Origin of the sequence: Leclercia sp. TB492 (genome assembly GCF_049974505.2) — a bacterium.
Classification (GTDB): domain Bacteria; phylum Pseudomonadota; class Gammaproteobacteria; order Enterobacterales; family Enterobacteriaceae; genus Enterobacter; species Enterobacter adecarboxylatus_C.
Genome location: NZ_CM127572.1, coordinates 2,508,499 through 2,530,308 on the forward strand (window position 1 = coordinate 2,508,499; position 21,810 = coordinate 2,530,308).

The following is a 21,810-nucleotide window of genomic DNA, read 5'->3' on the forward strand; positions in this document are numbered from 1 at the left end:
TCACCCTAACCCTAATCCTCAATGGAGAGGGAACAGTTCGTGCAAATCTTCTACCTTCACCGGGCATATTTCCGCGAGCCGATCACACATAAAATGACCCCTAAGGTGATCACCATCATCAACGGACTCACCCGCTCATGCAGCAGCGTGGCGGACAGCGCCAGCCCCAGAAACGGCTGCAACAGCTGCAACTGCCCGACGGCGGCGATCCCACCCCGGGCCAGCCCTTTGTACCAGAAGATAAACCCGATCAGCATACTGAATAGCGACACATAGCCGAGCGCGCTCCAGGCCGGAAAACCGATGCCGCTGAAGGATGCCGGCATCGTCAGCAGAGAGGCCAGCACCATAAAAGGCAGCGCCAGGATCAGCGCCCAGCTGATCACCTGCCAGCCGCCTGACTCGCGGGTGAGCGCGGCTCCCTCCGCATAGCCCAGGCCGCAGACGATCACCGCCGCGAGCATCAGCAGATCGCCCGTCAGGGAGAGCGCGGCAACTTGCGAAAGCGCAAAACCCATCACCAGCAGGCTACCGAGCACCGAGAAGATCCAGAAGGCCCGGGCCGGACGCTCCTTGCCGCGCAGCACCGCGAAAATAGCGGTCATCAGCGGCAGCAGCCCAAGGAACACAATCGAATGGGCGGCGGTGACGTGCTGCAATGCCAGGGCTGTCAGCAGCGGAAAGCCGACCACCACGCCCAGCGAGACCATCATCAGCGGCACAATCCGGGCGGCTGGCGGGCGTTTTTCCCGCGATACGAGGATCAGCATCAGGGCCAGCCCCCCGGCAAGAGAGGCCCGGGCAAAGGTCAGGAAAAAGGGATCAAAATCCTGCACCGCAACCCGTGTGGCGGGCAAGGAGCCGCTGAAAATCACTACCCCCAGCAGGCCGTTAAGCCAGCCTGACAGCGCGTTTTTATCTACCGCCATATTCATTACCCTTACCTTCCCAGTCTTGAGCCTCTGTTGAGCGGATGGTAGTCTCGCCAATCTAATACAATCAAATTATTGTCATGGATACATTTGATGAAAGCCCGCTACAAAGGGATCGTGGATCGCTACGCCGCGTTGATTCGGACTACCCAGATCCCGGCAGGCACCCGCCTGTCCACGCACCGCACGCTCGCCACCCAAGAGCATATCTCCCTTGCCACCGCGACGCGGGTCTATGCCGAGCTGGAGAAGATGGGGCTGGTCAGCGGCGAAACCGGACGCGGAACCTTCGTCAGAGAGATCCTGTTGCCCTCGGGCCAGGGGATCGATCAGCAGGCGATCGCCACCGATGTGCTGGATCTGAACTTCAACTATCCCGCCCTGCCGGGCCAGGGGGAGCTGCTGCGCGAGGCGCTCCGGCAGGTCGCCGCCGGAGGCGATATCGAATCACACCTGCGCTATCAGCCGCATGCCGGCAGGCAGATCGAGCGGGAGATCGTCGCCGCCCACCTCGCAGGGCCACATTTTCAACCCTCTGCGGATAATGTGCTGATCGTGAACGGGGCCCAGCATGGCCTGACTGTCGCAGTGATGGGGCTGCTTCGGCCCGGTGACGTGGTGGCGGTGGACGCCCTCACCTATCCCGGCTTTAAGGCCCTGGCGGCGCTCTATCATCTGGAGCTTCTCGCCATCCCCTGCACGGAAACCGGCCCGGATCTGGCGGCGTTACGCCAGCTCTGCCAGCGGCGTCACGTGCGGGCGGTGTACACCATGCCCACCCTGCACAACCCGCTGGGCTGGGTGCTGAACCATGAGCAGCGCAGAACCCTGGCGGATATTGCCCGCCAGCACGACCTGCTGATCGTCGAAGACACCGCTTACGGGTGGCTGATCCGCCGTCCACCGCCGCCCGTCGCCAGCTTTGCCCCGGAACGCACAGTGTATGTCACCGGCTTTTCAAAAAATGTGGCGACCGGTCTGCGGGTCGGGGCGGTGATCTGCCCGCCGGATCTGCGCCCGGCCCTCGAGAGGGCCATCCGGGCCACCACCTGGAATACGCCATCGGTAATGACCGCCATGGTCTGTCACTGGATCCAGGACGGTACCGTGTCCCGCTTTGAAACCCTGAAAAGACGCGACGCCCGGCAGCGGCAAACCGTTCTGAAAGCGGTGCTGGGGGATCTGCCCTGCATTACCCATCCCGATTCGTATTTTGCATGGCTGCCGCTTGCGGACGAGGCCAGAGCCGATCGGGTCGTGAAGGCGCTGATGGACAACCATATCTCCGTCTCGACCGCGGAGCCGTTTTCAACCTCCGGCACGGTGCCGCAGGCGATCCGCATCGCCCTTGGGTCGGTGACGATCGAAAATTTACGTCACGCGCTCTTGCAGGTCAGAGCGGCGGTGGAGCTGGAGCAGAGTCGTTAAGCCGGATTGCTTCTTAAGACTCGTCTTAATTTACCCGGGAAAGTCAATTTTTCTGGCGCTTGATCACAGTAAATATCTCCCCTGAAATAATTCGGACCACATGTAACTTTTGCTAACTTATTTATTAGCGTCGATATATTCTCCATCACCTGCAAAAATGCCTAAAATATATTCAGACGGAGCACAAAAACGCGCCGAAAGGCTTATTGAAGTTTCTGCCGTTCTGTCTACATTTATTTCTGCACACATTTGAAGAGGTTAATTTCCTCTCAGTAAATATTCTCAACGAAACACTGGAGACATGTTATGACTAAACATCGAGGCGGTTCCGGCAATTTCGCAGAAGACCGGGAACGTGCATCCCAGGCGGGCCGCAAAGGTGGACAGAGCAGCGGCGGGAATTTTAAAAATGACCCGCAGCGCGCATCTGAAGCGGGAAAAAAAGGTGGACAGAATAGCCGGGGCGGCGGCCGCAAACCAGCGGCATAAGCTCCAAAATATATTCTCTCTCTGACCCATTTTTGTCAGACAATATATTTGAAACGGCGAGAAAGGTATAAATACCTGACCTTTAACAGGCAGTTCGATGAATTATGCGGAGGTTATATGCTGCATTTGAGAAGAAGAGTTCGCAACGCACGTAATAATCATCGCACCAGTGATGATGTCGGCTGGATAATTCCGGGTGACGCTGAGCGTACCCGTTCACCGGATAGCGGCCCGGCACTCCAGCTCAGAAGAGACAATGACGCCAGCAGTGAGGTGAGGCTCAGCCAGCGTCAGTCGTATCTGGTCAACGCCATGGCGAACCGCGATCTGAAGTAAACAGCTGTTAAGTGATGTAGAACGTGTTGTGCTTTGTTATTCGCCCGGCCTTCCCCGCCGGGCTTTTTTATGCCCGCAGCGGCAGCCCGGCACTCTCTCTGGCGCGCAGCACCGTCAGGAGGGTAATCAGCGCCGCCGCCATCACATACAGCGCTGGCGAGAGCGGATTACCGGTCACGATCGGCAGCCAGGCCAGCAACCACGGCGTCACTCCGCCAAAGAACGCCACCGCAAGGTTATAGGCAATCGCCATGCTGCCATAGCGGACCCGGGTCGGAAACAGCTCCGCCATCGCCGCATTGCTGGCGCCGTCAAAGGCGGCGATGCACAGCCCCACCAGCAGCAGCCCCAGCACCGCAGGGAACACCGCCCCACTTGCCATCAGCTTCATGGCCGGCCAGGCGACGAGGATCAACCCAAGGCATCCCGCCAGCATCAGCGGTTTACGGCCCAGCCGGTCCGACAGGTAGCCCATAAAAGGCACCAGCATGGCGACGGTCAACAGCCCGAGGGTGGTGATGGTATAGGCATCCAGCGCCGGGTAGTGCAGCGTCGCCACCAGCCAGGCAGGAATAAAGGTTTGCAGCATCCAGTGCACCACCGCCTTGATCGCCACAAACCCGATGCAAAAGCCCAGCGCCCGCCTGCCGGTGGTCACGGCCCTGTGCAGCGGCGCAGCTTCCGTTTGATGGTTATTCAGCAGCGCCTGAAATTCAGGGGAGTCCTGAAGATTGTTGCGCAGATACAGGCCAATCCAGCCCAGCGGCCCGGCTAACAGAAACGGAATGCGCCAGCCCCAGTCGTTCATCGCCGCCTCCCCCAGCCCCGCGGTTAACAGCAGCACCAGGCCCGATCCGGCGACAAAAGCCATAAAGCCGAAGCTGTCTGTCCAGCAGGTGAAGTAGCCCCGGCGGTCAGCGGGGGCATACTCGGCCAGAAAAGTGGTGGCACCTGCGCTTTCGCCCCCGGCGGCAAACCCCTGGATCATCCGCACCAGCACCAGCAGGCCCGTGGCGAGCAGCCCGGCCTGCGCGTAGGTGGGCAGTAACCCGATGGTAAAGGTAGCGCCGGAGGTCAGTAGGATCACGGTAGCCAGCACCTTGCGCCGTCCAATCCTGTCTCCGAGGGAGCCAAACCACAGCCCGCCGAGCGGACGTATCACAAACCCGGCACCAAACACCGCGAACGAGGAGAGCAGCGCCGACGCCGGGTTGTCGGTATGGAAGAACTGCATGCCAATGATGGTCGCCATCGTACCGTAGAGCCCGAAATCGAACCATTCGACAAAATGACCGATGCCGGTGGCGAGCAGCACCTTACGCAGTTGAGGGGCCACAGGCTGCTCTTAACGCTTTTTCGGCATCATGCGCAGCAGGGTGTTGTCTTTCCAGAAGTAGTGATGAAGCAGCGCGGCAAAGGCGTGAATGCCGATAATAAAGTAACCCAGGTTCGCCAGGGTGACGTGCCAGGCTTTCAGCGTGTCCACCAGGTCGAAATTGCCCTCGGCGGCGTGGGGCATCCCCAGGCCAAAGGCAAACCAGGTATTGCCCCGGTTATACATCATCACCAGGCCAATCAGCGGCAGGGCAATAAACAGCAGATAGATGGCAAGGTGGCCCAGATGGGATAAGCCGATATACATCGGTTTTGGCTTAGGCACGATCGGCGGCGCGGGGTACTTAAGACGCACCAGCAGACGCGCCACCATCAACACCAGAATAGAGATACCGCAGGAGACGTGGATCATGTTGATCAGCGGGCGGTCGCTGCGGGGGAAAAAGCCGCGAAACTCCATGGCACAGTAGGCCACGATCACCAGCAGAAAAACCAGCCAGTGAATTGCAATTTGCAGGCCGGTGTATTTATTGCGCATAGTCTTTCCTGATAAAGGCTAATAAAAAGGTAAAATAACCAGCTTCAGTTAAAAATTCATTAACTTTTGTCCCCGCGTTTTCAAAAACTTCCGCGCAGATGAGGCATCTTCAATTGCCTCGCTGGGCTTCCTGGTCTATTCCTGGATGAGTTCAACGTCCCGTACATCATTCAGGAGAACATCATGAGTAAGATTGGCATTAACGGATTTGGTCGTATTGGCCGACTGGTTCTTCGTCGGTTACTGGAAACTCAGGACAGTAATAGCGTCGTGGCGATTAACGATTTAACGTCACCGAAAGTGCTGGCCTACCTGCTAAAACACGACTCCAACTACGGCCCCTTCCCGTGGAGCGTGGACTTCACGGAAGACTCCCTGATCGTCGACGGAAAATCCATTTCGGTGTATGCCGAAAAAGAGGCGAAACACATTCCGTGGAAAGCCGCCGGGGTGGATCTGGTGGTGGAGTGCACCGGGTTCTACACCTCGCAGGAGAAGTCGCAGGCGCATCTGGACGCCGGAGCGAAAAAAGTGCTGATCTCCGCCCCGGCCGGGGAGATGAAAACCATCGTCTTTAACGTCAATGACGACACCATCGACGCCAGCGACACCATTATCTCCGTCGCCTCCTGCACCACCAACTGCCTGGCACCGCTGGCGAAGGTACTGCACGACGCCTTTGGCATCCGGGCGGGCACCATGACCACCATCCACGCCTATACCGGCACCCAGGCGCTGGTGGATGGCCCGCGCGGCAAAGATCTGCGCGCCTCGCGTGCCGCAGCGGAAAACATCATCCCGCACACCACCGGCGCGGCGAAGGCCATCGGGCTGGTGATCCCTGAACTGAGCGGCAAGCTGAAGGGCCATGCCCAGCGCGTGCCGGTCAAAACCGGCTCCGTGACCGAGCTGGTGTCGATTCTGGAGAAAAAAGTGAGTGTGGATGAGATCCACCAGGCGCTGAAAAAGGCCACCGAAGGCAATGAGTCCTTTGGCTATACCGACGAAGAGATTGTCTCGTCGGATGTGATTGGCTCGCACTTTGGTTCGGTCTTCGACGCCACCCAGACGGAAGTCACCGACGCGGGCGACGTCCAGCTGGTGAAAACGGTGGCCTGGTACGATAACGAATACGGGTTTGTCACCCAGTTGGTGCGGACTTTAGATAAGTTTGCTGCCCTGTAATCACGCCGCGGACAGCCCTGCTGTCCGCATCCTGTGAGTCGGTGCTGGTTTTCATTTTGTTAACCCTGATATAACAAAGGCTTTCCAGAGAGGGAGCCTTATCATGGAAGCATTGAGCCGCGACACATTAGAACAACAGATGGCGCAAGCCGTGGGCCGTTCGGCCACCTTTACCATCTGGCCCGATAATGAAGCCCCTGGCGCACGCACCAGCGACGCCGTTTTTACCCGTGAACCCCGCCATACCGGGACCTCCGACTACGATCGCGCCGTCACCGGCATCCGCGCGCCGGAGATCGCCGTGTATGCCCCTGCCCGCCCTAACGGCGTGGGTATTCTGGTGGCGCCCGGCGGCTCTTATCGCCGCGTGGTGCTGGATAAAGAGGGCAGCGCGCTGGCCGCGTTCTTTAATGCCCGCGGTTATACCCTGTTTGTGATGACCTACCGCATGCCGGGAGATGGCCATGAAGAGGGGGCCGACGCGCCGCTGGCCGACGTGCAACGGGCGATGCGCGTGATCCGCGCCGGGGCAGCGGAGTGGAAGCTGGATCCGGCCCGCATTGGAGTACTGGGTTTCTCTGCGGGTGGGCACGTGGCAGCGAGCCTCGGCACCCGGCACGATGAAGCGGTCTATGCCCCGGTGGACGCCGCCGACGCGTTCCCTGCCCGTCCGGCCTTTATGGCGCTGGTTTATCCGGTGATCACCATGCGTGACGCGCATCATCATTCGGGTTCACGTCATGAGCTGATCGGCGATAACCCGACAGAGGCGCAGATCGGTCGCTACTCGCTGGAGGAGCGCGCCACCCGCGACGCCCCGCCAACCTTCCTGCTGCATGCCGCCGACGACCCGGCGGTGAAAGTCGAGAATAGCCTGGCGATGTACAGCGCCCTGCGCCGCCTGGGCGTGCCGGTTGAGATGCATCTCTTTGAGCGTGGAAAACACGGGTTTGGCATCCGCGATGCCCAGGGCCTGCCGGTAGCCGTCTGGCCGGAATTGATGATGAACTGGATTGAAACAAAGGTGTAGCCTGCATCGCCGGGTGGCGGCTTCGCCTTACCCGGCCTACGTGTCCGATGCGGTTATCGGTTTTGTAGGCCGGGTAAGCGCAGCGCCACCCGGCGTTTTTATCAGGACTGCAAATAGACCACCTGGGTCTGCAGGTACTCATGCAGACCGTGTTTGCCATCCGCTCCGCCGATCCCGGATTTACGCCAGCCCGCGTGGAAGCCCTGCATCGCTTCAAAGTTCTCGCGGTTGATGTAGGTTTCACCGAACTTAAGCCCTTTGATGGCTTTCATCGCCACGTTCAGATCCCGGGTGTAAATCGACGACGTCAGGCCATAGTCGCTGTCGTTGGCCATTTTCAGCGCCTCTTCCAGGGTGTCAAACACCACCACCGGCAGCACCGGCCCGAAGGTCTCTTCGTGCATGATGGTCATATCCTGACGTACGTCGAGCAGCAGCGTTGGCGGGTAGTAATAGCCTTTCCCCTCTGCCGCCTTACCGCCCAGCACCACTTTTGCCCCCTGCTGCACCGCCAGAGCCACCTTCTGCTCCACGCGCTCCAGCGCCGCAGCGTTGATCAGCGGCCCCATGGCGATGTCGTTGCGCTCGGCCGGGTTGCCAAACTGCACGGCTTTCATCGCTTCGCCCAGACGGTTCACAAAGCGGTCGTAGATGCCCTTCTGCACATACACGCGCTCGGCGCAGTTGCAGACCTGCCCGGTGTTGATTACCCGGGAGTCGACAATCGCTTTTACCGCCAGCTCCAGGTCCGCATCGTCCATCACGATGGCCGGGGCTTTACCGCCCAGCTCCAGGCACACTTTAGTGATGTTCTTCGCCGCAGCGGCCATGATCTTCTCGCCTGCGCCCACGCTGCCGGTCATGCTGACCAACGCCACTTTCGGGTTGCCCGCCAGCTCCTGACCCACGGTTTCACCGCGGCCCAGCACCAGGTTAAAGACCCCTTTTGGCAGACCAATCTCGTCAACGATTTTGGCAAAGGCGATAGCGTTGTTCGGGGTGAACTCGCTCGGCTTAATAACGATGGTGTTGCCGGTCAGCAGCGCCGGGCCCAGCTTGCGGGCGATCAGGAAGAACGGGAAGTTCCACGGTAAAATACCGGTGGTCACGCCAAGCGCCCGTTTGAACAGCAGGATGTTTTCGCCCGGACGATCGCTCTGGATAATCTCACCTTCGTAGCGACGCGCCCACTCGGCCATATAGTCGAGATAGTCGGCGGTGAACGCCACTTCCACCTCCGCGAGCTGCTGAATTTTGCCGCCTTCGGCCACGATCAGGGCGCTGATTTCGCTGGCGCGTTCACGAATGCCGGCGGAGATTTTACGCAGCCAGCCCGCGCGCTGGATAGCGGGCAGCGCCTCCCAGTCGGCCTGAGCGCGCTCGGCGGCGTCGATGGCCTTGCGGGCATCTTCAGCGCTGCCGTCGGGAATACGGGAAATGACCTCTTCGGTGGCCGGGTTGATCACATCAATCCAGGCATCACCCTGCCAGGCTACAAACTGTCCATCGATATACATAGGATGTTGTACGGGTACTGTCATGACCTGCTCCTGTAATTGCACTGTTTTTAACAAGTAAAATTATTGTTAAAAACTACAGTTCCCGACCCGTAATCACAGCCTATCGCGCTGTTTTTGTGAGACATCTCATAAAAGAAACGGGTCAGCAGGAGGAAAAAATCACAATTCGACAACAAAGGCTGCCCGTTTGCGGGAAAGTCATCGCAAACGGGCAATGGATTACAGCAGGGAGCGGCTGACCAGCGCTTCGGTGAGAATGACGTCGTTACGCAGGATCTGCCAGGCGGCCTCCACCTCCGCGGGAATATCGACATGGACGATGAAATCGCGGCCGAGCGGGCCATAGCCATTAATGTCATCGCGCAGGCGCGGAAGTTCACCCAGCACCAGCGACAGATAGCGTTCTATCGGCCACAGCCCCTCGCCGCCGCCGCGGAATACCAGCCCGTCCTCGCTGTTCTGCAGCTGCGGTACGATGCCGGGATGGCTGGTCCATTCCGGGGCATCCGGCTTATCGCGCCACACCCGGGCAAAGGTTGCCATAGTGCGGCGCTGCATGGTCGGATCCTGCACCACAATCCCACGTTTCACCCGCAGCTGATGATGCTGGATCGTCGCGGCGCTGAAACGGGCATTTTCACCGCAGTTGGTGGACTGATCTTCCACCAGCAGGCGCTCGGGCGGAATATGCCAGAACTCCCGGGCGATCTCCGCAAGGATAGTGGCTTCGGCTTTGCCGGTGGTGCGCACCCTGTTATAGCGCGGGTGTCGCGCAATGGCGGCGTATAAAAAGGTGGTTGAATGGCCGATACCGCCGCTGATCAGCAAGGGGATGGCGAGCGACGACGCCAGACGACAGGCCGCGTCGATGGAGGGGATCACCGCATTACCGGCCAGCACCACCAGATCCGGCTGCAGCGCGGGCGGATTGTAGGGCAGGTTATTTTCAGCGAGCCAGGCCCCGACGGTATTGACCGCGGCCAGCGTTTTATCGGGCAGAGACGGGAAGATTGTGAGACTCATCGTTACCTCCTTCCAGCAAGTAAGCTCAGAGTAACGCATAGGCTACTGGTTAACAGAGGATCCCTCTGAAATATTTTCGCTCACATTTGCGTAACCTCGCATGATCATATTCACTTGAAACAGACTTTGCGTCAGACGTAGAATCATTAGCCCACTAACTATTCACAAAAAATATAGGTAATTATCGTTATGCGCCTGCCCCAGCGCGACCCCTATGCTCCTCGCGAGTGGCAGCCTCACGAAAAGCCAATGCTGTTAGGCTCCCCGTCTACGCCCCTGCACAGCACCCCGAAGCGCATCGCCTACGGGGTGGTGGGTCTGCTGGTCTGTCTGACCGGGGCGCTGGGCAATGCGATGGTCGCGGCCAACCTGCAAAATTTGCAGGGCACCTTCTCCGCCTGGTCCACCGAGATCGCCTGGCTGCCGGCGGTGTACGTGATGACCAACGTGTCGATCAACCTGCTGCTGGTGAAGTTTCGCCAGCAGTTTGGCCTGCGCGCCTTCACCGAAGGCTTTCTGGTGCTCTATGTGCTGGTGACCTTCTTTCACCTGTTCGTCAACGATCTCAGCTCGGCCCTGATGGTGCGCGCCGCCCACGGGATGGTGGCTGCGGCTCTCAGCTCGCTGGGGATCTACTATCAGATCCAGGCCTGGCCGGCGAAACATCGTCTGAAGGCCCTGACCATCGGCATCACCGGTTCGTCGCTGGCGATCCCCATAGCGCGGCTGTTCTCCACCGAACTGCTGCAGCTGGACGAGTGGCGCGGGCTCTACCTGTTTGAACTGGGCCTGGCGCTGATCTCGCTGGGCTGCGTGATCGCCCTCAAGCTACCCCCTGGTGACCGGCGCAAGGTATTCGAGAAGAAAGATTTCATCACCTTTATCCTGCTGGCCCCGGGAATGGCGCTGCTGTGCGCGGTGCTGTCGCTGGGACGGCTCGACTGGTGGTTTGAAGCGCCGTGGATCGGCTGGTCGCTGGCGGGCTCGCTGGTGCTGATTGTCTCGGCGATTGTGTTTGAACATAACCGTAGCAACCCGCTGCTCAACACCCGCTGGCTCTCCAGCGGCAGCATTGTGCGCCTGGGGTTGATCATGCTGCTGATCCGCATCGTGCTGGCGGAACAGAACACCGGGGTGATCGGCTGGTTGCAGTATGTCGGCCTGCAGAATGAACAGATGACTCATCTGGCGTGGTCGATTTTTGCCGGGATCGTCTGCGGCATCGCCGCCAGCTGCCTGACCATCAAACCGACCAAACTCGCCTGGCCGATTATCACCTCGCTGGTGCTGATGATTATTGCCTCGCTGCTCGACAGCCAGTCCACCAGTCTCACCCGTCCGGATCAGCTGATGCTGAGCCAGTTCCTGCTCGGGTTCGGCAGCGCCTTCTTCCTCGCCCCGGCGATGCTGGCCGGAATTGGCGGCGTGGTTGCCGATCCGCGTAATCTGGTCAGTTTTTCGGTGCTGTTCGGCATGAGCCAGAACATCGGTGGTCTGCTGGGTTCTGCCATTCTGGGCACCTTTCAGACCTGGCGTGAGAAGTACCACTCCGGTCTGCTGGCCGAGCAGCTCACCAGCCTCAATCCGCTGGTGAATGAGCGGTTGCAGATCTACAGCCAGATGTACCGGAGCCAGATTGGCGACAGCGCCCTGCTGAGCACCCAGTCGGCGCTCCAGCTGCAGAACGCCAGCACGCTGGAGGCAAATATTCTCGCTTACAACGATACTTATCTTCTGACGGCTGGCATTGCCACCGCCACGCTGGTCTGGATTATATGGCGCTTGCTGCGGCTGCGCATCACTGCCCGTCTGGCGCTGAAAAAGGCCACCGGCAGTCAATAACGGTTATAAATAATAATGATTAATGTGTTTTATCAGGAGTGGTTATGAGTCAGCAGGATGCCTCCAGAGAGCAGGCCAATACCCGTAATAATCTGCGCGTGGTGTCGGTGTTCGCCGCCGCCGCGATCGGCATCGTTGGCGTGCTGGTGATCCTCTACGCCTGGCAGCTGCCGCCCTTTACCCGTCACGTTCAGTTCACCGATAACGCCTACGTGCGCGGCCAGACCACCTTTATCAGCCCGCAGGTCAACGGCTATATCACCGAAGTGAAGGTGCAGGATTTTGAGCAGGTGAAGAAAGGCGACCTGCTGCTGCAGATCGACGACCGTATCTACCGCCAGCGGGTGCACCAGGCTGAAGCCCAGCTGGCGATGAAAATCGCCACCCTGAACAACAACCTGCAACAGCGCAAAAGCGCCGAGGCGGTGATCCAGCGTAACGAGGCGGCGCTGAAAAACGCCCGCGCGCAGAGCCAGAAAACCCAGGCCGACTTAAAACGCGTGAAGGACCTTACCGCCGACGGCTCGCTGTCTATCCGCGAGCGGGATGCCGCCCTGGCGAGCGCCGCTCAGGGCAGCGCCGATATCGACCAGGCCAAAGCCACCCTGGAGATGTCGCGCCAGGATCTGCAAACCGCCATCGTCAACCGCGCCGCGCTGGAGGCCGACGTCGAGAACGCGAAGGCGGCCCTGGAGCTGGCCCAGATCGACCTGCAGAACACCCGCATCGTTGCCCCGCGTGACGGCCAGCTCGGACAGATTGCCGTGCGCTTAGGTGCCTATGTGACGGCCGGAACCCACCTCACTACCCTGGTGCCACCGCAGCACTGGGTGATCGCCAATATCAAGGAGACCCAGCTGGCGAACCTGCGCGTCGGCCAGCCGGTGAAATTCACCGTCGACGCCCTGAACGACAGAGCCTATGAAGGCCGGGTGCAGAGCATTTCCCCCGCCACCGGGGTGGAGTTCAGCGCCATTACCCCGGATAACGCCACGGGGAACTTCGTCAAGATTGCCCAGCGCATTCCGGTGCGCATCGAGGTGCTGGGCAAGGCGGAGGACGCGGCGCGGCTGCGTCCGGGGATGTCGGTACAGGTAACGATTGATACCCGGGAGGCAGAATGATCCGCCGCCCGCTCACCGCCCTGCTGATTACCGCCCTCCTGAGCGCCTGCCAGTCGGTGGATGTCGCCCCTGCAAAACCGACATTGCAGATCCCCGCCCAGTGGCGGGCCAGCACCGGCCCCGCCAGCCCGGCAGAGCAGCAGTGGTGGCGCAACTTCCACGACAGCCAGCTCAATCACTATGTCGATCAGGCCCTGCGCAACAACAGCGACGTGCTGATCGCCCGGGAGCGGATCAACGAGTATCAGGCCCGGGTGTATGCCAGCGACAGCAACCTGTTTCCGACCCTGGAGGCCGATCTGAATGCCGGTCGCGCCCGGTCCCAGTCGGCGGCCACCGGTTTGCCCACCTATGGCGCACTGTACAAAGGCAGCCTGACCGCCAGCTATGACGTGGACATCTGGGGCGTGAACCGCCGCACCGCCGATGCCGCTCAGGCGACCCTCGAGGCGCAAAAAGCCGCCGCCGCCGCGGCAGATCTGACGGTGGCCTCCTCGGTAGCCTCGGGTTATGTCACCCTGCTGGCCCTGGACGAGCAGCTCCGGGTGACGCAGTCGACCCTCAAAGCGCGGGAAGAGGCCTTTAACCTGGCGCAACGGCAGTATCAGACCGGGTACAGCTCGCGTCTGGAGCTGATGCAGTCCGACTCCGAGCTGCGCTCGACGCGGGCGCAGATCCCGCAGGTGCAGAATCAGATAGCCCGTCAGGAGAACGCCCTGACCCTGCTGCTGGGGGGCAACCCCGGGGCCATCGCCCGTAGCGCGGATTTCGACACCCTGACCCCGCTGCGTATCCCGTCGCAGCTGCCCTCATCGCTCCTTAATCGCCGTCCGGATATTGTGCAGGCGGAACGCCAGCTGATCGCCGCCGATGCTACGCTTGCGGCCTCGCGCGCCAGCCTGCTGCCGTCGATCAACCTGACCGCCACCGGATCGATTCAGGATCGCACTCTGCCCGGCCTGCTGGACAACCCGCTGGAGCTGTGGAGCATCGGCGGCAGTATTCTGGCCCCGCTGCTGAACCGTCAGGCGCTGAACGCCCAGGTGGATATCGGCCAGTCGCAGCGTAACCAGGCGCTCTACAGCTATGAAAAAACCGTGCGCAACGCCTTTAAAGAGGTCAACGACAGCCTGGATGCCATCACCCGCTACGGCGAGCAGCTGACCGAGCTGGTGGCGCAGCAGGCGGTCGCCCAGGAGACGCTGCGGATCGCGCAGAACCGCTATAACAACGGCTATTCGTCCTATCTGGACGTGCTGGACGCCCAACGCACGCTGTTCTCGGTGCAGACCAGCGTGGTGCAGGCGAAAAATAACCTGCTGCTGGCACAGATCGATCTGTATAAGGCGCTGGGGGGTGGATGGTCTGAAAACATGCCCGGCGGCGCTACGCTTACCGGGCCTACAGGATCGTAGGCCCGCGCAAGCGTAGCGCCGCCGGGCAAAGCTCTCACTAAGGGGTCAATCTATGCAACAACAGTGGTCTGCCGTAGATAATTACATGATTTCCGAGCTCATTCCTCAGGATGAGGTCCTCCAGCAGGTGCTTGATAATAACCAGCGCGCCGGTTTACCGGCGCACGACGTCGCCGCCAATCAGGGGCAACTGCTGGCGCTGTTTGTACGCATGACCCAGGCCAGGCGCATCCTGGAGATTGGCACCCTGGGGGCCTACAGCAGCATCTGGATGGCGCGCGCCCTGCCGCCGGACGGGAAGCTGGTGACTCTCGAGGCCGATCCGGTGCACGCGAAGGTTGCGCGCCAGAATATCCATCTGGCGGGGCTGGATTCGCGTATCGAGCTGATCGAAGGCCCGGCCCTGCTCTCCCTCGAACGCTTCGACAACATCCCACCCTTCGATCTGATCTTTATCGATGCCGACAAACCGAATAATCCGGGCTATCTGGAGTGGGCCCTGCACTACTCCCGGCCGGGAACGTTGATTATCGGTGACAACGTGGTGCGCGACGGGGAGGTGATTAACGGCCAGAGCGATGATGCTCGGGTGCACGGTGTGCGGCGGTTTATCGAGATGATCGGGGATAACCCGCGTCTCACCGCGACGGCGTTGCAGACGGTGGGCGTGAAGGGGTGGGATGGGTTTACGCTGGCGATTGTGAACGGGTAACAACCGCCGGGCGGCGCATTCGCTTGCCCGGCCTACAGGTTTCGTAGGCCCGGTAAGCGCAGCGCCACCGGGCATGGTTTTAGGCTGAGATCTGCTCCATCGCCTGCAAAATACGTTTGTCGGAGATCGGATACGGCGTTCCCAGCTGCTGGGCAAAGAAGCTGACGCGCAGCTCTTCGATCATCCAGCGGATCTCCTGCACATCTTCGTCATCGCGCCGGGCGGGTGGCAGCTTGTTGAGCCACTGCTGCCAGCGCTGCTGCACGCTCTCTACCTTCAGCATCTGCGCCCGGTCGCGGTGCGGATCGACGGCCATCTTCTCGAGACGTTTTTCAATCGCCTGCAGATAGCGCAGGGTATCCCCTAACCGCTTGTAGCCGTTGCCGGTGACAAACCCGCGATAGACCAGCCCGGCCATCTGGGCCTTGACGTCCGACAGCCCCAGCGCCATGGTCATATCCACCCGCCCTTTCAGGCGTTTGTTGATATTGAACACCGCGGTGAGAATCTGTTCCACCTGCTTCGCAATGTTGACCACCGTCTCGTTAAGCTCGGCGCGCACCCTGTCGTGCAGCTTCGCAAAGCCCTCTTCGGTCCACACCGGGCCGCCTGCGGCGTTGATGAGCTGGTCCACGCCGCAGGAGATGCAGTCGTCGATCAGATCCAGCACCTTGCCGTACGGGTTAAAGTAGAGGCCCAGCTTGGCTTTGTTCGGCAGCTTCTCGTGCAGATACTTGATCGGCGACGGGATGTTCAACAGCAGTAAACGGCGCAGCCCGCGCCACATCGCCTGCTGCTGCTCCTGAGGGTTATCAAACAGCTTGATCGCCACGCTGTCGCGCTCGTCCACCAGCGCCGGCCAGGCTTTCACCTTGTAGTTGCCGCGCTTCTGCTCGTAGCTTTCCGGCAGTTGACCAAAGCTCCAGATATGCAGCCCGCTCTGCTCGATACCGTCGTCGGCCACGGCAGAGAGGGTCTCCTGCACTTTGCCTTTCAGCGCCTCTTTCAGCTCGGTGAGGGAGCGCCCTTCCTGCAATTTCTTGTTCTTCTCGTCCACGACGCGGAAGCTGATTTTCAGGTGATCGGGCACCTGATCCCAGTGCCAGTCCTCCCGGTCGATAGTCACGCCCGTCATCCGGCGCAGCTCCCGCTCCAGCGAATCCAGCAGCGGCAGCTCCAGCGGCGTCACGCGGCCTAAAAACGCCTCGGCGTAGTTCGGGGCAGGCACAAAGTTGCGGCGCACCGGCTTCGGCAGGGATTTGATCAGGGCAATAATCAGCTCCCGGCGCAATCCCGGAATTTGCCACTCAAAACCGCTCTCTTCCACCTGGTTCAGCAGCGGCAGCGGGATGTGGACGGTCACGCCGTCGGCATCGGTGCCCGGTTCAAACTGGTAGCTCAGGCGCAGCTTGAGATTGCCCTGATGCCAGAAGTTCGGGTAGTCGAGCTTGCTGACCTGTTCCGCCCCCTCTTTGATCAACATGCTTTTTTCAAAGTTGAGCAGATCCGGGGTCTCGCGGCTGACCTTTTTCCACCAGCTGTCGAAGTGGCGAGCCGATACCACATCGTGGCTGATGCGCTGGTCGTAAAACTCAAACAGCGTCTCGTCATCCACCAGGATATCGCGGCGACGGGTCTTGTGCTCCAGCTCTTCCACTTCGCTGCGCAGCTTCAGGTTTTCACGGAAGAAGGCGTGACGGGTCTGCCAGTCACCCTCCACCAGCGCGTGGCGGATAAACAGCTCGCGTGACAGCACAGGGTCGATCTGGCTGTAGTTGACCTTACGCGCGGCCACGACCGGCAGGCCGTAGACGGTGACCTTCTCGGTCGCCATCACCGCGCCCTGGGCACGCTCCCAGTGCGGTTCACTGTACGAGCGTTTCAGCAGATGCTGGGCCACCGGCTCGACCCACTCCGGATCGATGCGCGCGGCAATGCGGCCCCACAGGCGGCTGGTCTCCACCAGCTCGGCCACCATCGTCCACTTCGGCGGCTTTTTGAACAAACCGGAGCCCGGGAAGATGGAGAACCGGGCGTTACGCGCGCCGGTAAACTCCTGCTTATCGGCATCTTTCATCCCGATATGCGACAGCAGACCGGTCAGCAGCGCGATGTGAATTTCGCGATACTCCGCCGGCTCGCTGTTCACCGGAATGCCCAGCTCCTTCACCACCTGACGCAGCTGGGTATAGATATCCTGCCACTCGCGCACCCGCAGGTAGTTGAGGAAATCGAGCTTGCACTGGCGGCGGAACTGGTTTGACGACAGGGCTTTCTGCTGTTCGCCGATGTAGTTCCAGAGGTTCACAAAGGCGAGGAAGTCGGACTCTTTGTCATGGAAGCGGCGGTGCTTCTCGTCGGAGGCCTGCTGCTTGTCCATCGGGCGCTCGCGCGGATCTTGGATGGAGAGCGCCGAGGTGATGATCATCGCCTCACGCACGCAGCCGTGTTTTTGCGCCTCCAGCACCATCCGCGCCAGACGCGGGTCCACCGGCAGCTGGCTGAGCTGACGACCCTGCGGGGTCAGCTTGTAGGCCGTGGCCTGCTCGTCGGTGGTGATCGCCCCCAGCTCTTCCAGCAGGCGCACGCCGTCCTGGATATTGCGTTTATCCGGCGCTTCGACGAACGGGAAGGCGGCGATGTCGCCCAGCCCCAGCGCGGTCATCTGCAGGATGACCGATGCCAGGTTGGTACGCAGAATTTCCGGGTCGGTAAATTCCGGACGCGACAGGAAATCGTCTTCCGAATAGAGACGAATACAGATCCCTTCCGAGACGCGTCCGCAGCGGCCTTTACGCTGGTTGGCGGAGGCCTGGGACACCGGCTCAATCGGCAGGCGCTGCACTTTGGTGCGGTAGCTGTAGCGGCTGATACGCGCCGTGCCGGGGTCGATGACATATTTAATGCCCGGTACGGTCAGCGAGGTTTCCGCCACGTTGGTCGCCAGCACGATGCGGCGGCCGCTGTGGGACTGGAACACGCGGTTCTGCTCGCTGTTAGACAGACGGGCATACAGCGGCAGGATCTCGGTATGACGCAGGTCGCGCTTGCTCAGCGCGTCGGCGGTATCGCGGATTTCGCGTTCGCCGCTCATAAAGATCAGAATATCGCCCGGGCTTTCGTTCCCCAACTCGTCCACTGCGTCGAAGATGGCCTGTAGCTGGTCGCGCTCGGTATCGTCGGCGTCTTCGACCATCGGGCGATAACGCACCTCTACCGGATAGGTACGACCGGAGACTTCGATGATCGGCGCATTGTTGAAGTGGCGCGAAAAACGTTCCGGGTCGATGGTGGCCGAGGTGATGATCACTTTCAGATCCGGGCGACGCGGCAGCAGTTCCCGCAGATAACCCAGCAGGAAGTCGATGTTCAGGCTGCGCTCGTGCGCTTCATCGATGATGATGGTGTCGTACTGCATCAGCAGACGGTCCTGCTGAATTTCGGCCAGCAGGATCCCGTCGGTCATTAGCTTGACCATAGTGTTGTCGCTGACGTGATCGCTGAAGCGCACCTTATAGCCGATACAGCCGCCCGGCTCGGTTTGCAGCTCCTCGGCAATACGGTTCGCCACGGTACGTGCCGCCAGACGCCGCGGCTGGGTGTGGCCGATCAGGCCTTTGATCCCGCGCCCCAGCTCCATACAGATTTTCGGCAGCTGGGTGGTTTTACCCGAACCTGTCTCCCCCGCCACAATCACCACCTGGTGGTCGCGCACGGCTTCGAGAATTTCCTGTTTCTTCTGGCTGACGGGCAGGTTTTCCGGGTAGGTAATCGCCGGACGCGCGGCTTCGCGCAGCACGACCTTACCCGCCGCCTGTTCGATCTCTTTCGCCATCTCCTGGTAGATAGCCTGTTGTGCATCAGGATTTTTAACCTTCTTGACCCCATGCAGGCGGCGGGCAAACCGCTGTTTGTCACGCAGCATCAGCGGATCCAGCTGTTGCATCAGCATCGGGAAGGTTAATTTCTGTTGTTCTGTCATAGCGTTAACGGGCAGTGCACTGCCGGATAAAATCTCTTTTTAATGATTGATATAGAGTACCACATCGACGGTTTTTACGCCTTATTCAAAAAATTCGAACATAGACTTCGATATATTGCGCTATCCCTGCGACAGGATTGTGAATAGAGTGTCAGCAAGCAACGGGGCAACCCCCCTCATCAAATACAAAAAAGGAATCACCCATGAGCAAAGTATTAGTTCTTAAATCCAGTATTCTGGCAGGGTACTCTCAGTCTGGTCAGCTGTCTGATTATTTCGTTGAGCAGTGGCGTGAACAGCACAGCGGTGACGAAATTACCGTCCGCGATCTGGCCGCTCAGCCAATCCCGGTACTGGATGGTGAACTGGTTGGTGCCCTGCGTCCGAGCGATGCGCCACTGACCCCACGTCAGCAGGAAGCGCTGGCGCTGTCCGATGAGCTGATTGCCGAGCTGAAAGCGCACGACGTGATCGTGATTAACGCCCCGATGTACAACTTCAACATCCCGACGCAGCTGAAAAACTACTTCGACCTGGTGGCGCGCGCTGGCGTAACCTTCCGCTACACCGAGAAAGGCCCTGAAGGCCTGGTGACCGGTAAACGTGCGATTGTGCTCTCCAGCCGCGGCGGTATTCACAAAGATACCCCAACCGACCTGATTGCGCCGTACCTGTCCGTGTTCCTGGGCTTTATCGGCATCACCGACGTGAACTTTGTGTTTGCTGAAGGTATCGCTTACGGTCCGGAAGTGGCGACCAAAGCGCAGAACGACGCGAAAGCCGCGATCGACAGCCTGGTGGCTGCATAAGATTTCTCACTCCCACCGCCTGGTGGGAGTTTTTTTATTTCCCCCTGCCTTCCCCGCATCTTTACGAGACGCCTCGTAGAATCAGCACGCTTTTCAGCACGATATCCCCACACTTCATACAATGCCGACGAGTAGCAAAGGTCATTTGAGTTCACTCGAGCTCTGACAGCAAAATATTTATGGACCTGTACTATGTACACCATAAGGTGTACATGGTACCTTACATGGAGTGAGAATCGTGTGCCATTCAATAGAATTTATCGAGACATCACTGTTTACTCGGCAGATCAAACAGATTGCTACAGATGATGAACTCCTGGCGCTACAGAGAGAGCTGATTGCCTTTCCGGACAAAGGGGATGTCATCCAGCATACCGGTGGGCTTCGAAAAATCCGGATGGCAACGGGTACTCAGGGGAAAAGCGGCAGCGCCAGGGTGATTTACCTCCTGGCGACACGGGAGATTATCTGGCTGGTGCTCGCTTATCCGAAAAGCGCCAAAGAGAATCTGACTGATGCGGAAAAGGCTGAACTAAAAAAGCTGACAACCTTACTGAAAAACGAGGTCTAAAATGAATTTTTTTGACGAGCTGAAAACGTCCCTGGAAGAGGCAGTCGACATCAAAAACGGCACCAAAGCCCCTGCCCGCGTTACCCGCTATGAGATTGCCGATGTCAAAGCGATCAGAGAGCAGCTTAACGTTTCCCAGGCGGAAATGGCAAAAGCGCTGGGCACCAGCGTCGATACCATCAAAAGCTGGGAATCCAGACGGCGTAACCCAACCGGCCTTGCGGCAAAAGTACTGGCCACTATCCAGGCGAACCCCGCATTCTTTTACGAACTGGCTGCACATTAAATGGTCGTTTTTACGCCAGCAAAGCGGAGCGGGAAATACCGCAGCAGAAATGAAAAAGCCCCAGCGCTATATTGCCGGGGCTTTTAGGGTACTACCAAATTAATAATTAACATTCATCAACTTAATTACACACTTCAACTTCAAAGATGTACGTATTCTCACAGGATTACCGATAAAACAAGTTAACGCTACCTCCTCTGATAAGTATGTGAAATAACATCATGTCCTGTCGTGTACATCACCCACGCGATATATACTCTTGATGCGTTGCCTTAATTGCGTCGCGATATTCTTAACGCCATACTTACGTCCCCGGATCGCGACCATTACTCTTTGAAACAAGGCCTTACATCATCGCGCTGACTTCCCCATCATGCGATTGTACTGATTTACTGCATGGCCTGAAAGCGTGTTCCACTGGTGTTTACTTATTACCAGGACCCAAACTACACTACTTCGTGGCCTTTATCGCATCTCATTACTGCTTTATTACCGCACCGTTAAGCATTTATTTCTCTCCGGTGCTGAGTTCTAATTTACTCATTATAGATGCACTGTCAACACCCGAATCACGCACTGTTATATTTTATTGTTTAATATCATTAAAACAGATAATTACGTGCTCGCGATCTCGTTTGGGAAGGCGTTTAGCCGCTCAGCTGGACGATTTCGGGCGCAGATTCTCATCAAACACCAGCCGCTTACGATCCGGCTCCACCTCGTGCAGCGGCTCGACCTGGTGCATCGTCTGTTTGCAACGTTCAACCAGCGTCTGATACTCCCGGGTGCCCTGCTTCTTCCACTCTTTTTCCTGCTCGCTCAGGACGCGAATCGCTTTGGCCGGGCTGCCGATGATCAGATGGTCGGCTGGCATTTCCGCTTTCGCTTTCACAAACGCGGCGGCGCCGACAATGCTGTTTTCGCCAATCACCGCCCCGTCGATGATCACCGCATTCATCCCCACCAGCGCATTCCGGCGGATGATGCAGCCATGCAGAATGGCACCATGACCGATGTGCCCCTCTTCCTCCACCACCGTGTCCTGTTCCGGGAAACCGTGCATGATGCAGTTATCCTGAATATTGGCCCCGTCCTTCACCACAATACGACCAAAATCACCGCGCAGGCTGGCGTTGGGCCCCACGTAGACGCCCTTGCCGAGGATCACATCGCCAATCAGCACCGCGGTCGGGTGGACATAACTCTCTGGCGGAACGACCGGGGTCATCCCATCGATTTGATATACAGGCACA

At 59.1% G+C, this 21,810-nt stretch carries 19 protein-coding genes; 12 read left to right on the plus strand and 7 right to left on the minus strand.

Features of this window, described 5'->3' with window-relative positions:
* Nucleotides 1–56 precede the first annotated feature (56 nt).
* The gene (locus tag ACP4QI_RS11870; RefSeq protein WP_426494549.1) at nucleotides 57–935 is read right to left on the minus strand and encodes a DMT family transporter; all 879 of its coding nucleotides are present in this window, start codon (nucleotides 933–935) and stop codon (nucleotides 57–59) included.
* Nucleotides 936–1,025: 90 nt separating this feature from the next.
* Here ACP4QI_RS11870 and ACP4QI_RS11875 point away from each other — a divergent pair, with 90 nt between their 5' ends.
* From ACP4QI_RS11875 to ACP4QI_RS11885, 3 genes are all read left to right on the plus strand, one after another.
* Nucleotides 1,026–2,360, plus strand: a complete 1,335-nt coding sequence (locus ACP4QI_RS11875; RefSeq protein WP_426494548.1) for an aminotransferase-like domain-containing protein — start codon at nucleotides 1,026–1,028, stop codon at nucleotides 2,358–2,360.
* A gap of 306 nt (nucleotides 2,361–2,666) precedes the next feature.
* Nucleotides 2,667–2,849 (plus strand): con-10 family general stress protein, encoded by a 183-nt coding sequence (locus ACP4QI_RS11880; RefSeq protein ID WP_039028538.1) that lies wholly within the window; start codon nucleotides 2,667–2,669, stop codon nucleotides 2,847–2,849.
* 117 nt (nucleotides 2,850–2,966) lie between these two features.
* A complete protein-coding gene (locus ACP4QI_RS11885; protein WP_142489649.1) occupies nucleotides 2,967–3,185 on the plus strand; it encodes a hypothetical protein in 219 nt (72 codons plus the stop codon).
* 67 nt (nucleotides 3,186–3,252) lie between these two features.
* Here the strand turns inward: ACP4QI_RS11885 and ACP4QI_RS11890 are convergent, their stop codons facing one another.
* Both ACP4QI_RS11890 and cybB read right to left on the minus strand, forming a co-directional pair.
* A complete protein-coding gene (locus tag ACP4QI_RS11890; protein ID WP_285128948.1) occupies nucleotides 3,253–4,521 on the minus strand; it encodes an MFS transporter in 1,269 nt (422 codons plus the stop codon).
* A 9-nt stretch (nucleotides 4,522–4,530) separates the two neighbouring features.
* Nucleotides 4,531–5,058: a cytochrome b561 gene (cybB, locus tag ACP4QI_RS11895; protein WP_142489650.1), complete on the minus strand. Its 528-nt coding sequence runs from the start codon at nucleotides 5,056–5,058 to the stop codon at nucleotides 4,531–4,533.
* Nucleotides 5,059–5,241: 183 nt separating this feature from the next.
* Here cybB and gap point away from each other — a divergent pair, with 183 nt between their 5' ends.
* Together gap and ACP4QI_RS11905 are read left to right on the plus strand one after the other, a co-directional pair.
* Nucleotides 5,242–6,243, plus strand: a complete 1,002-nt coding sequence (gap, locus tag ACP4QI_RS11900) for a type I glyceraldehyde-3-phosphate dehydrogenase (RefSeq protein WP_142489651.1) — start codon at nucleotides 5,242–5,244, stop codon at nucleotides 6,241–6,243.
* A 103-nt stretch (nucleotides 6,244–6,346) separates the two neighbouring features.
* Nucleotides 6,347–7,273 carry an alpha/beta hydrolase gene (locus ACP4QI_RS11905; protein ID WP_231312230.1) on the plus strand — a complete coding sequence of 309 codons (927 nt, stop codon included), beginning with the start codon at nucleotides 6,347–6,349 and terminating at the stop codon, nucleotides 7,271–7,273.
* 101 nt (nucleotides 7,274–7,374) lie between these two features.
* Here ACP4QI_RS11905 and aldA read toward each other — a convergent pair whose 3' ends face one another.
* Both aldA and ACP4QI_RS11915 read right to left on the minus strand, forming a co-directional pair.
* Nucleotides 7,375–8,814: an aldehyde dehydrogenase gene (gene aldA / locus ACP4QI_RS11910; RefSeq protein WP_285111739.1), complete on the minus strand. Its 1,440-nt coding sequence runs from the start codon at nucleotides 8,812–8,814 to the stop codon at nucleotides 7,375–7,377.
* A gap of 198 nt (nucleotides 8,815–9,012) precedes the next feature.
* Nucleotides 9,013–9,816 (minus strand): YdcF family protein, encoded by an 804-nt coding sequence (locus ACP4QI_RS11915; RefSeq protein WP_426494547.1) that lies wholly within the window; start codon nucleotides 9,814–9,816, stop codon nucleotides 9,013–9,015.
* Between the two features lie 189 nt (nucleotides 9,817–10,005).
* Between ACP4QI_RS11915 and ACP4QI_RS11920 the strand changes: the two genes are divergently transcribed.
* Genes ACP4QI_RS11920 through ACP4QI_RS11935 form a run of 4 tightly spaced genes read left to right on the plus strand, consistent with a single transcriptional unit; the run spans nucleotide 10,006 to nucleotide 14,909 of the window.
* Nucleotides 10,006–11,658, plus strand: coding sequence for an MFS transporter (locus ACP4QI_RS11920; protein ID WP_370462874.1), 1,653 nt, complete (start codon nucleotides 10,006–10,008; stop codon nucleotides 11,656–11,658).
* Nucleotides 11,659–11,702: 44 nt separating this feature from the next.
* A complete protein-coding gene (locus ACP4QI_RS11925) occupies nucleotides 11,703–12,782 on the plus strand; it encodes an HlyD family secretion protein (RefSeq protein WP_142489655.1) in 1,080 nt (359 codons plus the stop codon).
* On the plus strand, nucleotides 12,779–14,197 hold the full coding sequence (locus ACP4QI_RS11930) for an efflux transporter outer membrane subunit (protein ID WP_426494546.1): 1,419 nt from the start codon (nucleotides 12,779–12,781) through the stop codon (nucleotides 14,195–14,197). The genes ACP4QI_RS11925 and ACP4QI_RS11930 overlap by 4 nt, the downstream gene beginning before the upstream one ends.
* A gap of 52 nt (nucleotides 14,198–14,249) precedes the next feature.
* The gene (locus tag ACP4QI_RS11935) at nucleotides 14,250–14,909 is read left to right on the plus strand and encodes an O-methyltransferase (RefSeq protein ID WP_426494545.1); all 660 of its coding nucleotides are present in this window, start codon (nucleotides 14,250–14,252) and stop codon (nucleotides 14,907–14,909) included.
* 79 nt (nucleotides 14,910–14,988) lie between these two features.
* Here the strand turns inward: ACP4QI_RS11935 and hrpA are convergent, their stop codons facing one another.
* Complete coding sequence (gene hrpA / locus ACP4QI_RS11940; protein ID WP_426494544.1) at nucleotides 14,989–18,891, minus strand: ATP-dependent RNA helicase HrpA; 3,903 nt, start codon at nucleotides 18,889–18,891, stop codon at nucleotides 14,989–14,991.
* A gap of 203 nt (nucleotides 18,892–19,094) precedes the next feature.
* On the opposite strand from hrpA, the gene azoR reads away from it, so the two are divergent.
* From azoR to nadS, 3 genes are all read left to right on the plus strand, one after another.
* Nucleotides 19,095–19,700, plus strand: a complete 606-nt coding sequence (gene azoR / locus ACP4QI_RS11945) for an FMN-dependent NADH-azoreductase (RefSeq protein WP_142489659.1) — start codon at nucleotides 19,095–19,097, stop codon at nucleotides 19,698–19,700.
* A gap of 238 nt (nucleotides 19,701–19,938) precedes the next feature.
* Nucleotides 19,939–20,271: a type II toxin-antitoxin system RelE/ParE family toxin gene (locus tag ACP4QI_RS11950; protein WP_426494927.1), complete on the plus strand. Its 333-nt coding sequence runs from the start codon at nucleotides 19,939–19,941 to the stop codon at nucleotides 20,269–20,271.
* Nucleotide 20,272: 1 nt separating this feature from the next.
* A complete protein-coding gene (gene nadS, locus ACP4QI_RS11955) occupies nucleotides 20,273–20,557 on the plus strand; it encodes a NadS family protein (protein WP_142489661.1) in 285 nt (94 codons plus the stop codon).
* A gap of 655 nt (nucleotides 20,558–21,212) precedes the next feature.
* Here nadS and paaY read toward each other — a convergent pair.
* On the minus strand, nucleotides 21,213–21,809 hold the full coding sequence (paaY, locus tag ACP4QI_RS11960) for a phenylacetic acid degradation protein PaaY (protein WP_142489662.1): 597 nt from the start codon (nucleotides 21,807–21,809) through the stop codon (nucleotides 21,213–21,215).
* Between the last annotated feature and the right edge of the window lies 1 nt (nucleotide 21,810).

What these genes read in the sequence shown, in the direction of transcription:
- ACP4QI_RS11870 (WP_426494549.1), bottom strand. Translation starts at nt 935, where the DNA reads ATGAATATGGCGGTAGATAAAAACGCGCTGTCAGGCTGGCTTAACGGC.
- ACP4QI_RS11875 (WP_426494548.1), top strand. Translation starts at nt 1,026, where the DNA reads ATGAAAGCCCGCTACAAAGGGATCGTGGATCGCTACGCCGCGTTGATT.
- ACP4QI_RS11880 (WP_039028538.1), top strand. Translation starts at nt 2,667, where the DNA reads ATGACTAAACATCGAGGCGGTTCCGGCAATTTCGCAGAAGACCGGGAA.
- ACP4QI_RS11885 (WP_142489649.1), top strand. Translation starts at nt 2,967, where the DNA reads ATGCTGCATTTGAGAAGAAGAGTTCGCAACGCACGTAATAATCATCGC.
- cybB (WP_142489650.1), bottom strand. Translation starts at nt 5,058, where the DNA reads ATGCGCAATAAATACACCGGCCTGCAAATTGCAATTCACTGGCTGGTT.
- gap (WP_142489651.1), top strand. Translation starts at nt 5,242, where the DNA reads ATGAGTAAGATTGGCATTAACGGATTTGGTCGTATTGGCCGACTGGTT.
- ACP4QI_RS11905 (WP_231312230.1), top strand. Translation starts at nt 6,347, where the DNA reads ATGGAAGCATTGAGCCGCGACACATTAGAACAACAGATGGCGCAAGCC.
- aldA (WP_285111739.1), bottom strand. Translation starts at nt 8,814, where the DNA reads ATGACAGTACCCGTACAACATCCTATGTATATCGATGGACAGTTTGTA.
- ACP4QI_RS11915 (WP_426494547.1), bottom strand. Translation starts at nt 9,816, where the DNA reads ATGAGTCTCACAATCTTCCCGTCTCTGCCCGATAAAACGCTGGCCGCG.
- ACP4QI_RS11920 (WP_370462874.1), top strand. Translation starts at nt 10,006, where the DNA reads ATGCGCCTGCCCCAGCGCGACCCCTATGCTCCTCGCGAGTGGCAGCCT.
- ACP4QI_RS11925 (WP_142489655.1), top strand. Translation starts at nt 11,703, where the DNA reads ATGAGTCAGCAGGATGCCTCCAGAGAGCAGGCCAATACCCGTAATAAT.
- ACP4QI_RS11930 (WP_426494546.1), top strand. Translation starts at nt 12,779, where the DNA reads ATGATCCGCCGCCCGCTCACCGCCCTGCTGATTACCGCCCTCCTGAGC.
- ACP4QI_RS11935 (WP_426494545.1), top strand. Translation starts at nt 14,250, where the DNA reads ATGCAACAACAGTGGTCTGCCGTAGATAATTACATGATTTCCGAGCTC.
- hrpA (WP_426494544.1), bottom strand. Translation starts at nt 18,891, where the DNA reads ATGACAGAACAACAGAAATTAACCTTCCCGATGCTGATGCAACAGCTG.
- azoR (WP_142489659.1), top strand. Translation starts at nt 19,095, where the DNA reads ATGAGCAAAGTATTAGTTCTTAAATCCAGTATTCTGGCAGGGTACTCT.
- nadS (WP_142489661.1), top strand. Translation starts at nt 20,273, where the DNA reads ATGAATTTTTTTGACGAGCTGAAAACGTCCCTGGAAGAGGCAGTCGAC.